Here is a 13,093-nt window from a genome sequence, read left to right as displayed (position 1 = left end):
GTTAGACCAACCGCTCCCGCCCGGCCCTCGCGGCTTTGAGGAACACGCTCGGCAGCGCGCCCAACCCTTCCGGCCCCGTCCAGACGAAGTCCCCCTCGCCGTTGCTCTCGGCGCGCAACACCCGCAGGGTCAGGGCGAAGTGGGTGAAAACGTGCTCGACCGCGCCGAAGTCGCGCCAGGCGCCGGCCGTCGGCGCGGCCTCGGCGGCCTCTATGTCCGCCCACGGATGATCGCGCCAGTCGCTGGTCGGCAGGCCCAGCATGCCGCCCAGCAGGCCCTTGGGCGGACGACGGACCAGGGCCGTGGCGTCGCCGCGCGTCAGGACGTAGGCCACCCCGAACCGCCGAGGCCGGTCGGCCTTTCGGGTCTTGCGCGGATAGGTCTCCGGGGCGCCGGTCTTGGAGCCTTCGCACCATGGCTGGATCGGACAACGGTCGCACAGCGGACCCTTGGGCCGGCAGATCGTGGCCCCCAGGTCCATCAGCGCCTGGGCCCAGTCGCCGGGGCGTTCGGCCGTGACCAGGTCGCCGGCCAGGCGCTTCAGCTCCGGCTTGGCGTCCGGCACGGGATCCTCGACCGCGAATAGCCGGGCCATCACCCGCTCGACATTGCCGTCGACGACGTTGGCCGGTCGGTCGAAGGCGATGGCAGCCACGGCGGCGGCGGTGTAGGCTCCCACGCCCGGCAGGGCCCGCAAGCCCTCCTCGGTGTCGGGAAACACTCCGCCGTGGTCGGCCGCCACGGCCCGGGCGCAAGCCAGCAGGTTGCGGGCCCGGGCATAGTAGCCCAGCCCCGCCCAGGCGGCCATCAGCTCGCCGTCGTCCACCGCCGCCAGGTCGCGGACGGTCGGCCAGCGCTGGGTGAAGCCGAGGAAATAGGGCGTGGCGTGCGGCACGGTGGTCTGCTGCAGCATCACCTCCGACAGCCAGACCCGGTAGGGGTCGGACCGCCGCCCCGCCTTGCCGGCCGCCGGCCCGGTGCGCCAGGGCAGATCCCGCGCCTGGGCGTCGTACCAGGCCAGCAGGGCGGCGCGGAGGGCGGGGATGTCGAGCATGGGAGAGCTATGGCAAATCCTGGAGAACAGGGGGAGCCCCCTTTCAGGTGTCATCCCGGAAAGCGCGCGGCGCTTGTTCGGGACCCAGGCGAACCGCAAAGCGCCAGCCCAGTCCCCTGGATCCCGGACCGCCTCTTCGAGGCTGCCGGGATGACGCCCTTTTTGATCATCACAGGCCCGCACCTCTGCTAACCTCCCGCCATGCGCCGTCGCCCCCTGCCCACCGCGGAAGAAGCCCTCGAGATCCTCAAGCGCCGCCGCACGCGTCCGCAGGTCCGACCGCCGCCCCCCGCCGGCAAGTCGCTGGCCCCGCTGATCAAGAAGCTGGACGAGAAGTTCGGCCAGGGTCCGGCCATGCTGCAGGCCCGCTGGCGCGAGATCGTCGGCGAGACCCTGGCCCGCCGCACCGAGCCCGTCCGGGTGATCAAGAGCCGCACCGGCGAGGGCGGCACGCTGGAGCTGCGGGTCGACGGGCCGGTGGCCTCGCTGATCCAGCACCAGGCCCCGCAAATCACCCAGCGTCTGGACCTGCTGCTGGGCAAGGGCGCGGTGACCAAGCTGCGCATCGTCCAGGGCCCGGTGAAGGCCCCGGCCGCGCCCGTCCCCGTCCGGTCCCGCCGCAAGCCGCCGCTGGACGCCGCCCAGGAGCGCGACCTGGCCGACAGCCTGGCCGCCCAGCCGGAAGGCGGCCTGAAGGACGCCTTGCTGAAGCTGGGCCGCGGCGTGCTGCGCGATCCGCGCTAAGCGGCGTCTCTGGATTGACAACCGCACGTTCGATAGGCTGATGCGACGCCTTATCCGCGCCCTTTTCACGCGACTAAAGAATCGCGCTTAACTTCACTGTTCACGCCTCTTCCAGGGAAGATCACATGCGTCCGCTGACCCGCCGGCTCCTGACCGCCGTCGCCCTCACCGCCTCTCTGGGCGTCGCGCTCGCCGGCTGCGACAAGAAGGAGTCGGTGTCCGCCGACGACATGTCGCTGGGCAACCCCAACGCCAAGGTCACGGTCGTCGAGTACGCCTCGGCCTCGTGCATTCACTGCGGCCGCTGGAACAACGAGGTCTTCCCCGACTTCAAGAAGAAGTACATCGACACCGGCCGGGTGCACTACGTCTACCGCGAGTTCCTGACCGAGCCCGTGCAGGTGGCCTCGGCCTCGTTCCTGATGGCCCGCTGCGCCGGCAAGGACAAGTATTTCTCGGTGCTCGACTCCGTCTACCATTCGCAGGAAGAGATGTTCACCACCGGCGACTATCGCGGCGTGCTGCTGCGCATCGCCCAGTCTGCCGGCATGGACGAGGCCCAGTTCACCAGCTGCGTCACCAACGAGAAGAACCTCAAGGCCCTGAACAGCCGGGTCGAGAAGTACCAGGCCGACGCCAAGATCACCGGCACTCCCACCTTCATCATCAACGGCAAGAAGGCCGGCGGCGACGACGGCGGCGAGCAGTCGATGGCCCAGCTGGACGCCGCCATCGCCGCGGCCGAGGCGGCCGCGAAATGATCCTCGACCGCCGCGCCTTGATCGGAACGGGCTTGGCGCTGGCCGCGGCGCCGGCGATCGCGCGCGCCGCGCCGCTGCCGGCGGCCGAGGGCGACATGGTCCTGGGCTCGCCCAAGGCCAAGGTGCAGGTGGTGGAGTACGCCTCGCTGTCCTGCACCCACTGCGCCCACTGGAACAACGAGGTGTTCCCGGTCTTCAAGACCCAGTTCATCGACACCGGCAAGGTCCGCTATGTGTTCCGCGAGTTCCTGACCCAGCCCTACCAGTTCGCCGCCGCCGGCTACCTGCTGGCCCGGCGCGTGGGGCCGGCCCGGTACTTCCAGGTGATCGACGCGATCTTCAAGCAGCAGGACGCCATCTTCGAGAGCCAGGACCTGTGGGGCGGCCTGCTGAAGATCGGCACGAGCTTCGGCCTGACCGAGGCCCAGTTCACCGCCGCCCTGCAGGACAAGGCGGCGCTGGACGCCGTCAACGCCCGGGTCGAGAAGGCGGCCGAACGCGACAAGATCGAGGCGACCCCGACCTTCTTCGTCAACGGCGAGAGGTTCCAGGGCGGCCAGCCGATCGAAGTCCTGGCCGCCGCGATCGCCAAGGCGGCCCAGAACAAGCCCGGCAAGGGCTGAGGGGCGGGCGCGCGCCGTGCAATTCCAGCGCCTGCGCCTTTCGGGATTCAAGTCCTTCGTCGAACCGACCGAGTTCCGGATCGAGCCCGGCCTGACGGGCATCGTCGGTCCCAACGGCTGCGGCAAGTCCAACCTGCTGGAAGCCCTGCGCTGGGTGATGGGCGCCAATTCGGCCAAAGCCATGCGCGCGGGCGGCATGGACGACGTGATCTTCGCCGGCAGCGGCAACCGCCCGGCCCGCAACCACGCCGACGTCACCCTGACCATCGACAACGCCGACCGCACGGCGCCGGCCCAGTTCAACGACGACCCGACGCTGGAGGTGGTGCGCCGCATCGACCGGGGCGAGGGCTCGACCTACCGCATCAACGGCCGCGAGGTCCGGGCGCGGGACGTCCAGCTGCTGTTCGCCGACGCCTCGACCGGGGCCAACTCGCCGGCCCTGGTCCGCCAGGGCCAGATCAGCGAGCTGATCGGCGCCAAGCCGCAGAACCGCCGCCGCATCCTGGAGGAGGCGGCCGGGGTCTCGGGCCTGCACACCCGCCGCCACGAGGCCGAGCTGCGGCTACGGGCCGCCGAGGCCAACCTCTCGCGGCTGGAGGACGTGGCCCGCGAGCTGGAGACCGCCCTGGGCCGGCTGCGCCGCGAGGCCCGCCAGGCCGAGAAGTACAAGCGCCTGTCGGCCGAGATCCGCGCCGTGCAGGGCGCGGTGCTCTACACCCGCTGGACCGAGGCCCGCGACACCCTCAACCGCACCCAGGCCGAGGCCACCGAGGCGGCTCGCGCCGTCGAGGAGACCGCCCGCGCCGCCGCCGCCTCCCAGACCGCGATCCTGGCGGCCGAGACGGCCATGCCGCCGCTGCGCGAGGAGGCCTCGATCGCCCAGGCCATCCTGGGCCAGCTGGCCATCCAGAAGGACCGGGCCGAGCGCGAGGCCGAAGCCGCCCAGGCCGAGTTCGAGCGGCTGTCGGCCGACCTGGCCCGCATCGACGACGACCGCTCGCGTGAGGCGCAAGGGCTGCAGGACGCCGTCCAGGCCCTGGCCCGGGCTGACGCCGAACTGGCCGAGCTGCGCGCCCTGATCGCCGCCGCCCCCGCCCGCGGCCCCGAACTGGCCGCCGCCGCCAAGGCCGCCGAGGACGCCCGCGCCAAGGCCGATGGCGAGGTCGAGCAGCTGGCCGCCCGCGCCGCCGCCGAGGACGCCCGGGCCCGCGCCGCCGCCCAGCGCCTGGCCGAGGCCGAGAGTCGCCTGGCCCGCACGGTCCGCGCCCTGGACCAGGCCAAGGCCGAGCGCGCCGCCGTCGGTCCGGTGGTCGACCCGGCCGCCGCCGAGGCCCGCCAGCGCTTCGCCAACGCCGAGGCGGGTCTCGCGTCAGCCCGGCAGGCCCTCGAGGAAGCCGAGGCCGTGCGGGTCAAGGCCGCCGCCGCCGAGGCCCAGGCCCGCGACCTGGCCCGCAAGGTCGAGGACCAGCTGGGCCGGCTGCGCACCGAGGCCCGGGGCCTGGCCCAGCTGACCGCCCCGCGCGCCAAGAGCGGCTTCTCGCCAGCCCTGGACGCGGTGACGCCCGACAAGGGCTACGGCGCCGCCCTGGCCGCCGCCCTGGGCGACGACCTGGAAGCCGCGCTGGATCCTCGCGCGGCCTCGTTCTGGGCGGGCGCCGAGGCCAAGCCGGTAACCTGGCCCGAGGGCGCCCAGCCGCTGGCCCCGCTGATCAAGGCCCCGCCGGAACTGGCCGCCCGCCTGTCGCACGTGGCCGTGGTCGAGCGGGCCGACGGCGACCGCCTGGCCAAGGGCCTGCCCGTGGGCGCGCGGCTGGTGTCCAAGGAAGGCGACCTGTGGCGCTGGGACGGCTTCGTGGCCCGCGCCGACGCCCCCAAACCGGCCGCCGTGCGGCTGGAGCAACGCACCCGCCTGGCCGAGGTCGAGGCTGAGATCGACCAGGTCGCGCCCCGCGCCGAGGCCGCCACCGCCGCCCTGAAAACCGCCGCCGACGCCTTGCGGGTCGCTGAAGAAACCCTTCGGGATAGACGCCGTGGCCCGCCCGACGCCGAGCGCCTGCTGACCGGCGCCCGCGAGCAGGTGGCCCGCTACGAGCGCGAAGCGGCCCAGCGCGAGGCGCGCGCCCAGTCGCTGGACGACACCATCGCCCGCTTCGAGGCCGAGCGCGTCGAGGCCGACACGGCCCTGGCCGCCGTCCGCGCCGAGAGCGCCGGGGTCGAGAGCGCCGAGGACCTGGCCCCGCGGCTGGCCGCCGCCCGCCAGGCGGCGACCGCCGCCCGCGAGGCCGCCGCCGCCGCCCGCTCGGCCCTGGACCAGGAGACCCGCGAGACCGCCGGCCGGGCCCGCCGCCTGGAGAGCCTGGAGCGCGACCACGCCGACTGGACCAAGCGCCGCGAGGCCTCGGCCAAGCGCGAGACCAGTCTTGAGGCCGACCGGGTCAAGGCCGCCGCCGCCCTGGAGGCGGCCCGCGAGGCCCCGACGGTGCTGGCCGAAAAGCTGGTGGTCATCGTCGAGCAGTTCGCCGCCGCCGAGAACCGCCGGGCCAAGGCCTCGGACGCCCTGGAGGCCGCCGAGACCGCTCGCCTCAACGCCGACCGCGCCGCCCGCGCCGCCGAACAGGCCGCCTCGGAGGCCCGCGAGAAGCGCGCCGGCCTGGTGGCCACCCTGGACGCCGCCCGCGACCGCTTCGCCGAGGTGGCGGGGGCCATCCGCGAGCAGGCCCGCATGGAGCCCGAGGAGCTGGGCCGCCACGTGGCCGGCGAGGCCGTGGCCGTGCCCAAGGACGCCGCGGGTGTGGAAGCTCACCTCTTTGCTCTCGAAAGAGAGCGCGACGCCATCGGCCCGGTGAACCTGCGCGCCGAGGAGGAGGCCAACGAATACGCCGCTCGCCTGGAGACCATGCGCACCGAGCGGGCCGACCTGTCGGGCGCCGTGGGCAAGCTGCGGGCCGGCATCGAGGAGCTGAACGCCGAGGGGCGCGAGCGCCTGCTGGCGGCCTTCGAGGTGATCAACGCCAACTTCCAGACCCTCTTCCAGGCCCTGTTCGGCGGCGGCCAGGCCGAGCTGAAGCTGATCGAGAGCGACGATCCGCTGGAAGCGGGCCTGGAGATCTTCGCCTGCCCGCCCGGCAAGCGCATGGCCAGCATGAGCCTGATGAGCGGCGGCGAGCAGGCCCTGACCGCCAGCGCTCTGATCTTCGGCGTCTTCCTGGCCAACCCGGCCCCGATCTGCGTGCTGGACGAAGTCGACGCCCCGCTGGATGACGCGAATGTCGACCGCTACTGCAACATGCTGGACGAGATGCGCCGCCGCACCCGCACGCGGTTCATCGCCATCACCCACAATCCGGTAACCATGAGCCGGATGGACCGCCTGTTCGGGGTGACCATGGCCGAACGCGGGGTGAGCCAGCTGGTCAGCGTGGATCTGTCGACGGCCGAGCAGCTGGTGGCGGCGCAGTAGCTCACCCACCTGCCCCACCTGACCGCTTCGCGGTCTGTCCGCCCCCATAGGGGCGGAGCCGCCTCGGCAGGCTCTTCCCCCTGTGGGGGAAGACGGTCGCGAAGCGACCCGTAGGGGGCAAGGGCTAGCCGCCAAATAGCCCGACGACCGCATGCCTGAGCGGATTGGCCGGATCGCTCAGCAGCTTCACCGCCATGGCGCACGACATCACCACCAGCAGCGGCCGGATCAGCCGCGCGCCGAACCGCATGGCCAGCCGCGAGCCGACCTGCGCGCCGAGGAACGCCCCGGCGGCCATGGCCAGGCCGATCGGCCAGACCACCACGCCCTTCAGGATGAACAGCGACAGGCTGCCCAGGTTCGAGGCGGCGTTGGCCAGCTTGGTGTGGGCCGTGGCCTTCAGCGCGCCGTAGCCCAGCAGGGTGACGATGGCCACCATGTAGAACGCCCCCGCCCCCGGGCCGAAGATCCCGTCGTAGAAGCCGATCAGCGGCGTCACGCAGAAGGCGAACACCGGCAGGGTCAGGCGCGGATGGACGTCCTCGCCCTTCAGCCCTTTCGAAAAGCCGAAATAGAGGGCGATGACGATCAGCAGGATCGGCACCAGGGCCGCCAGGACGCGCGGTGACAGCAGGCTGGCGCACAGGGCGCCGCACAGGCCAGCGACCGCCGCCGCGCCGGCCACCGGCAGGGCGGTCTTCCAGTCGATCAGGCCGCGACGGGCGAAGGCGGTGGTGGAGGAGATGGCGCTGACCGCGCCCTGCAGCTTGTTGGTGCCCAGCGCCGCGACGGGGTTCATGCCGGTCAGCAGCAGGGCCGGGACGGTCAGCAGGCCGCCGCCGCCGGCGATGGCGTCGAACGCCCCGGCGATCGCCGCCACGGCGAACATCGTGGCCAGCAGGGCGAAATCGACGTGCATGAGCTCAAGCCCTTCGCATGGCCCGCCCCTCGGACGGGGTCGGGACCACGCGATAGAGCGAGTAGTTCAGATGATTACTTCTGGCGCGCCTTGCGGGCGGCGTACTTGGCGTCGCGAGCGGCCTTCTGCTCGGCGGCGGTCAGGGCCTTGCGCTCCTTGCGCTGAGCGCGCTTTTCGGCGAGGGCGGCCTCTTCCTTGGCCAAGGCTTCCTGGCGGGCGGCTTCCTTGATCGCGGCGCGCTCGGCGCGGACCCGTTCCAGTTCGGCTTCGCGCTCGGCGTGGCGCTGCTCGAAATTGGGGTCCTGGACGGTCGGCTTCACCTTCATCTTGGCCAGCATGGCCTTCTTGGCTTCGGCGGCGGCGGAGATGCGATCGGCGAAGCCGGTGTTCTTCAGGTGCGACATGAATCTTCTGGTTGGTGGAAAGTGCGCTCCTAAGACCCCAAAACGCCCGGAAATGCAATGGATCATCCCCGGCGCGAATGGTCGCGCCGGGGAAATCTCAACCGCTACTTCTCGATCCGGTAGACCGTGTAGCTGTGCGGGGCGACGGCGGCGGCGAACTCGGTGCGGACCGGCACGCCCTGGCGGCGCCAGGCGTCCGCCTTGCCGTCGGCCGGCCTGGCCGTGACCAGCTGGCCGGTCGTCATGTCGCGCAGCTTCACGCCCGCGCCCAGCAGCGACAGGTTCACGGCCGTGTCGTCGTCGCGGAACGACTGCACCACGAAGGTCCCGTTGTCGTAGGCGAACAGGCTGACCCGGTCCGGGGCGTCCAGCCGCACCGGGAAGTCGCGCTGCAGGTAGCGCTTGATCTCGGTCGTCACGCCCTGGGGCAGGTTGTAGAGGTCGCCCGGATTCTCCGGCATGGTGATCACATAGAGCACCCCGCCGCCGTAGCGGTTCATCAGCAGGATCGGGAAGCCCTTGGCGTTGGCCACGCCGCGGATGATCCCCCAGCTGTCGTTGGTGTAGAAGGCCAGCTCCGGAAACAGCACCGGCGGAGTATCGCGTCCCCGGTCGTTCAGGCTCTCGCCGTTGCCCGCCCCGTAGCCGTTGAGGAAGTCGTGCAGGGCCACCTTGCGGCCGGTGTCGCGCACCTCGAGGATGTCCTCGATGCCCTTGCCTTGCAGGGCGGAGAGCAGGCCCGAGGTGATGAACACCGTCTTGCCGGCCAGCAGGTTGCCCTTGATCTCCTCGACGATCTTCGGGTCCTTGGCCGCCGCCTGGGTCAGCAAGGCGACGTCGGCGCCCTTCGGGAAGTTGGGCGACAGCTCGATCGGAATGCCGACATTGCCCAGGTAGTTGTGCAGGAAGTCCTCGCCCGACGACTGGTAGGGCTTGTAGCTGGCGATCCCGATCGGATTGCCCAGAAGGCCCAGGTCCTTGTCGATCTTCTCCAGGGACCAGCCCGCCGCGCGGCCCCAGCCCGGACCCGGGTCGCCCGTCTGGCCCGAGGGCCTGTAGCTGGCGACCATGGCCTTCCAGTCGAAGCTGGTGGCCTTGTCCTTCCACGGGCGCTGGCCCGGCTCGACGGCCTTGGCCTCATTCATCGGCCGCCAGTTGAACAGGGTGATCTCCGGCGCCTTGGCCAGCAGGGTGTCCCACAGCTGCTCGGCGTAGCGGTCGACATAGAGGGTCGAGAAGGTGTCGACCCAGCCGCCGCCATTGCCCTTGCCGCCGTTCGAGCCGGTGGGCCGGATGTTGTCGTAGTAGCGGATGATCGAATAGCTCTCGTACTGCTGCAGCAACTGGTCGGTGACCACCGGATCGCGGGTCTCGGTGCCGGTGTAGATGCCGTCGAACATCTGAGACTGCTTCTCCAGGTCGTAGCCCGTGCCCTGGAAGTGCTCGTACCAGTTGGGGTACTTGATGATCATCCGCACCTTGGGATTGACCGCCTTGGCCGGGCCGATCACCAGGTCCTGGCTGACCTTGCGCATGGTCTCCAGCCGGTACTGGCTCCAGCTGCGGTCGCCCTTGGCGGCGATGTCGGCCGGGCTCTTGGAGGTGTAGAAGAAAAAGTCGTCGAGGATCACCTCGTCGAAGTGCTTGGCCGCCAGGCGCACGGCCTTTTCGCACTCGGCCCGGTCGGCCGGCTTTTCGTAGTCGAAGGTGCCGAACTGGCCGCCCTCGCCGCCGGCCGCCAGGGTGATCCCGCCGGCCACCGTGACGCCGCGTTCCTCGAACCAGCCCTTGACCCGCGCGATCTGCTCGTCGCTGGCGAAGTTCTTGTCGCGATAGACCTCCAGATAGACCTTGTCGAAGCGCAGCTGCCGACTGGCGCGCTCGAACTCGCGGTCGAAGGTCGCCTTGTCGGCCAGCGCCTTGGCGTTGTTGACGGCGATGTAGATCGCGGCGCGGAAGTTTCTGTAGGCCGGCTGCGGCTTGGCGGCCGGGGCGGCCTGGGCGCTGGACGGAAGGGCGGCGGGCGCGAGGAGCGCGCACAGCGCCGCGGCGCCGAGCAGACTGCGGGTGACGCGGATCATGACTGGTTTCTTCCCTCGATGAACCCGCCGGCGCGTCGAGGCGTCCGGTCATGGTTGCGGTACCATAGGATTGGCGCGACCGGCGACGCGAGGGAAATCTGTGGACCGCGCCTCGACAGCGCCTCGTTCCGCGCCGGAACCCCTCGCCTGGAAACCTCCGTCGATCACGTAAGGGCGCGCTGATTCCGGCGCGCGGTTCTAAAATCTCGAAAAACCGTTATAAAACCGTCGCTTGATGGGATACCGCCCAACCTTGACGCACCGCAGCGCGCCCTATAGGTTCCGCCGCGATCAAGCCGGCCGGAAAACCGCCTCTTTTGAGGCGGCCGCGGGCGCTATCGGACCTGACCGCTTCCCATGCCCAAGGCCGACGAACCGAACGACAAGGCCCCGCAAAGCCTGGACGCTCGGATCGCCGCTTTCGAGGCGCGAAAGGCGGCGGAAAAGCCGATGCGCGCCGAGCACGAGAAATCGTCCCAGGACGGCTATCGTCTTCTGGCGGATCTGATCGGGGGCGTTCTGGTGGGGCTCGGCTTCGGCTGGCTGCTCGACCGCTACGTCGGCACGAGGCCCTGGGGCATGGTCGGCGGTCTGCTGATCGGCATGGGGTCTTCGATCTACATCGTCGTCCGCAAGGCGACAAAACTGAGCGCGCAGGCGTCGGCCAAGTCCGCCGAGGACGGAACCGACGGAGACACGGGAGGCGGGTCTACCGCCCCCAAGCAGAAGAGAGACTAGGGCCTTGGCCACGCCGATCGACCCGATGCACCAGTTCATGATCCAGAAGATCGTGGAGCTGCCGTCCTTTACTGTCCCGGGCCTGGGCGCGATCGACCTGTCGATCACCAACTCGATCGCCGCCATGCTGCTGTCGGCGTTCCTGATCGTCACCTTCTACGCCTTCGCCGGCAAGGGCGCGGTGGTCCCGGGCCGCCTGCAGACCGTGGGCGAGATGCTCTATGGAATCGTCGACGGCCTGACCAGCTCGATCATCGGCCACGACGGCAAGAAGTACCTGCCCTTCGTCTTCACCCTGTTCGCCTTCGTGCTGTTCGCCAACCTGCAGGGCATGCTGTTCGGCTGGACCGGCAACTTCCTGGGCTTCACCGCGACCTCGCAGCTGGCCGTGACCCTGACCCTGGGCATGATGGTCATCCTGACGGTCATCGGCGTCGGCTTCGCCAAGAACGGCTTCAAGTTCTTCAAGCTGTTCGCCCCGTCGGGCGTGCCGCCGGTGCTCTACATCATCCTGGTGCCGATTGAGATCATCTCGTTCCTGATCCGCCCGATCACCCTGGCCCTCCGTTTGTTCGGCAACATGCTGGGCGGCCACGTGGTGCTGAAGATCTTCGCGACCTTCGTGGCCATCCTGCTGGCCATGGCCCCGGCCTACTGGCTGGTGGGCCTGCTGTCGCTGACCTCCGTCGTCGCCCTGACGGCCCTAGAGTTCATGGTGGCCTTCCTTCAGGCCTTCGTGTTCGCGGTGCTCACCTGCGTCTATCTGAACGACGTCGTGCACCTCGACAGCCACTGATCAACCTTTAGTCTTTCAACCAACACCCTACTTCCCAAGGAGTCTCAATCATGGACGCTTCCGCCGCTAAGTTCATCGGCGCCGGCCTGGCTATGCTCGGCATGATCGGCGCGGGCATCGGCCTGGGCATCATGTTCGGCAACTACTTCCAAGGCGCCCTGCGCAACCCGACCGCGGCCGCTCAAGAGCGTCCGATGCTGTTCCTGGGCATGGCCCTGACTGAAGCCCTGGGCATCTTCGCCCTGGTCATCGCCTTCCTGATCCTGTTCTCGAAGTAAAACCCTGGGGCGCGGTCGGTCTCGCGGCCAGTTCCGCGGACCAACGGCGCCCCGGACTCGTTCTTCGAGCATTTTCCCCGTTCGAAAATGCTCCAACCTAAGAGGCTTCTTCGCCCATGGCGACGGAACATCACGGCACGGTCGAGTCGACTGAGCCCCCCCACGGGCAGGAAAGCGGCGGGCTTCCCCAGCTGCAGTTCCAGCACTGGGGCGGCCAGATCGTCTGGCTGCTGCTCATCTTCGCCGTCCTCTACGCGGTGCTGTCCAAGGCGCTCCTGCCCAAGGTCAGCGGCGCGATCGAGACCCGCGGCGCCAAGATCGCCGGCGACATCGCCGACGCCCGTCGTCTGAAGGACGAGGCCGAGGTCCAGGCCCGCGCGGCCGCGGCTGAGGTGGCCGAGGCTCGCGCCAAGGCCCAGAAGACCGCGGCGGACGCCAAGGCCAAGGCTTCGGCCGAGGCCGCCGAGCGTCAGGCGAAGGAAGAGGCCGTGCTGGCTGAAAAGCTCAGCGCCGCCGAAGGCCGCATCCAGGTCGCCCGCGACGAGGCCATGGGCCACGTCCGCGCGGTGGCCTCGGAGACGGCCGGCGCCATTGTCGAGAAGCTGACGGGCAAGGCGGCTTCGGCCGCCGAGCTCAAGGCCTCGCTGGCCTAGGGAGAGACGACGATGGAACACGAAGCCCTCTTCGATCTCGCCAATCCCGAACTGTGGGTCCTGATCGGCCTGGCCCTGTTCATCGGCCTGCTGGTCGTGCTCAAGGTCTTGCCGGGTGCGCTGTTCGGCGCGCTCGACGCCCACGCGGCCAAGATCAAGGCCGAACTCGACGAAGCCCAGCAACTGCGGGAAGAGGCCCAGGCCCTGCTCGCCGACGTGAAGGCCCAGCGGGAAGAAGCTGAACGCCAGGCCGCCGGCATGCTGGAAGCCGCCAAGGCCGACGCCGCGCTGATCGCGTCGGAAGCCAAGGCCCGGCTCGAGGAGCAGATCACCCGCCGCGCCGAAATGGCCGAGCGCAAGATCGCCCAGGCCGAGGCCCAGGCCGCCGCCGACGTCAAGTCGGCCGCTGTCGACCTCGCCGCTCAGGCCGCCGAACAGATCTTGGTCGCCCGTCTCGCGACCGGCGCCTCGGACGGCCTCGTCGACACGGCGATCGGCCAGGTCGGTTCGAAGCTGCAATAGCGGTTTCGCTCCGGCGAAAACATCAAGGGCGCGTCCTCCGGGACGCGCCCTTTTTGT

General features: G+C 70.1%; 13 protein-coding genes. 9 read left to right on the top strand and 4 right to left on the bottom strand.

Annotated features, from left to right (window positions below; translation table 11 throughout):
- Position 1: 1 nt before the first annotated feature.
- On the bottom strand, positions 2-1,054 hold the full coding sequence (gene mutY, locus BM066_RS01900; RefSeq protein ID WP_089923937.1) for an A/G-specific adenine glycosylase: 1,053 nt from the start codon (positions 1,052-1,054) through the stop codon (positions 2-4).
- A gap of 201 nt (positions 1,055-1,255) precedes the next feature.
- Between mutY and BM066_RS01895 the strand changes: the two genes are divergently transcribed.
- The 4 genes from BM066_RS01895 to smc all read left to right on the top strand — a co-directional run bounded on the left by BM066_RS01895 (position 1,256) and on the right by smc (position 6,645).
- Complete coding sequence (locus tag BM066_RS01895) at positions 1,256-1,798, top strand: DUF721 domain-containing protein (RefSeq protein ID WP_089923934.1); 543 nt, start codon at positions 1,256-1,258, stop codon at positions 1,796-1,798.
- A 125-nt stretch (positions 1,799-1,923) separates the two neighbouring features.
- Complete coding sequence (locus BM066_RS01890) at positions 1,924-2,559, top strand: thioredoxin domain-containing protein (RefSeq protein ID WP_089923931.1); 636 nt, start codon at positions 1,924-1,926, stop codon at positions 2,557-2,559.
- Positions 2,556-3,182, top strand: a complete 627-nt coding sequence (locus BM066_RS01885; RefSeq protein ID WP_089923929.1) for a DsbA family protein — start codon at positions 2,556-2,558, stop codon at positions 3,180-3,182. Before BM066_RS01890 ends, BM066_RS01885 begins: the two co-directional genes overlap by 4 nt.
- A 16-nt stretch (positions 3,183-3,198) precedes the next feature.
- On the top strand, positions 3,199-6,645 hold the full coding sequence (smc, locus tag BM066_RS01880; RefSeq protein ID WP_089923926.1) for a chromosome segregation protein SMC: 3,447 nt from the start codon (positions 3,199-3,201) through the stop codon (positions 6,643-6,645).
- Between the two features lie 124 nt (positions 6,646-6,769).
- Here smc and BM066_RS01875 read toward each other — a convergent pair whose 3' ends face one another.
- The 3 genes from BM066_RS01875 to BM066_RS01865 form a co-directional block, all read right to left on the bottom strand.
- Complete coding sequence (locus tag BM066_RS01875; protein ID WP_089923923.1) at positions 6,770-7,564, bottom strand: TSUP family transporter; 795 nt, start codon at positions 7,562-7,564, stop codon at positions 6,770-6,772.
- A 74-nt stretch (positions 7,565-7,638) separates the two neighbouring features.
- Entirely contained in the window at positions 7,639-7,968 is a 330-nt protein-coding gene (locus tag BM066_RS01870) for a DUF6481 family protein (protein ID WP_018061123.1), read from the bottom strand.
- 104 nt (positions 7,969-8,072) lie between these two features.
- A complete protein-coding gene (locus BM066_RS01865; protein ID WP_089923920.1) occupies positions 8,073-10,049 on the bottom strand; it encodes a hypothetical protein in 1,977 nt (658 codons plus the stop codon).
- Positions 10,050-10,406: 357 nt separating this feature from the next.
- Between BM066_RS01865 and BM066_RS01860 the strand changes: the two genes are divergently transcribed.
- From BM066_RS01860 to BM066_RS01840, 5 genes are all read left to right on the top strand, one after another.
- Positions 10,407-10,787: an AtpZ/AtpI family protein gene (locus tag BM066_RS01860; RefSeq protein WP_018061103.1), complete on the top strand. Its 381-nt coding sequence runs from the start codon at positions 10,407-10,409 to the stop codon at positions 10,785-10,787.
- Positions 10,788-10,812: 25 nt separating this feature from the next.
- The gene (locus BM066_RS01855; protein ID WP_089924122.1) at positions 10,813-11,583 is read left to right on the top strand and encodes a F0F1 ATP synthase subunit A; all 771 of its coding nucleotides are present in this window, start codon (positions 10,813-10,815) and stop codon (positions 11,581-11,583) included.
- 50 nt (positions 11,584-11,633) lie between these two features.
- Positions 11,634-11,861 carry a F0F1 ATP synthase subunit C gene (locus BM066_RS01850; protein ID WP_018061086.1) on the top strand — a complete coding sequence of 76 codons (228 nt, stop codon included), beginning with the start codon at positions 11,634-11,636 and terminating at the stop codon, positions 11,859-11,861.
- A 116-nt stretch (positions 11,862-11,977) separates the two neighbouring features.
- Positions 11,978-12,514, top strand: a complete 537-nt coding sequence (locus BM066_RS01845; RefSeq protein WP_018061085.1) for a F0F1 ATP synthase subunit B family protein — start codon at positions 11,978-11,980, stop codon at positions 12,512-12,514.
- Positions 12,515-12,526: 12 nt separating this feature from the next.
- Positions 12,527-13,036 carry a F0F1 ATP synthase subunit B gene (locus tag BM066_RS01840; RefSeq protein ID WP_089923917.1) on the top strand — a complete coding sequence of 170 codons (510 nt, stop codon included), beginning with the start codon at positions 12,527-12,529 and terminating at the stop codon, positions 13,034-13,036.
- Positions 13,037-13,093 lie beyond the last annotated feature (57 nt).

It is taken from the genome of Caulobacter sp. UNC279MFTsu5.1, from assembly GCF_900114015.1.
GTDB lineage: Bacteria > Pseudomonadota > Alphaproteobacteria > Caulobacterales > Caulobacteraceae > Caulobacter.
This window is presented reverse-complemented; position numbering and strand designations above follow the sequence as displayed.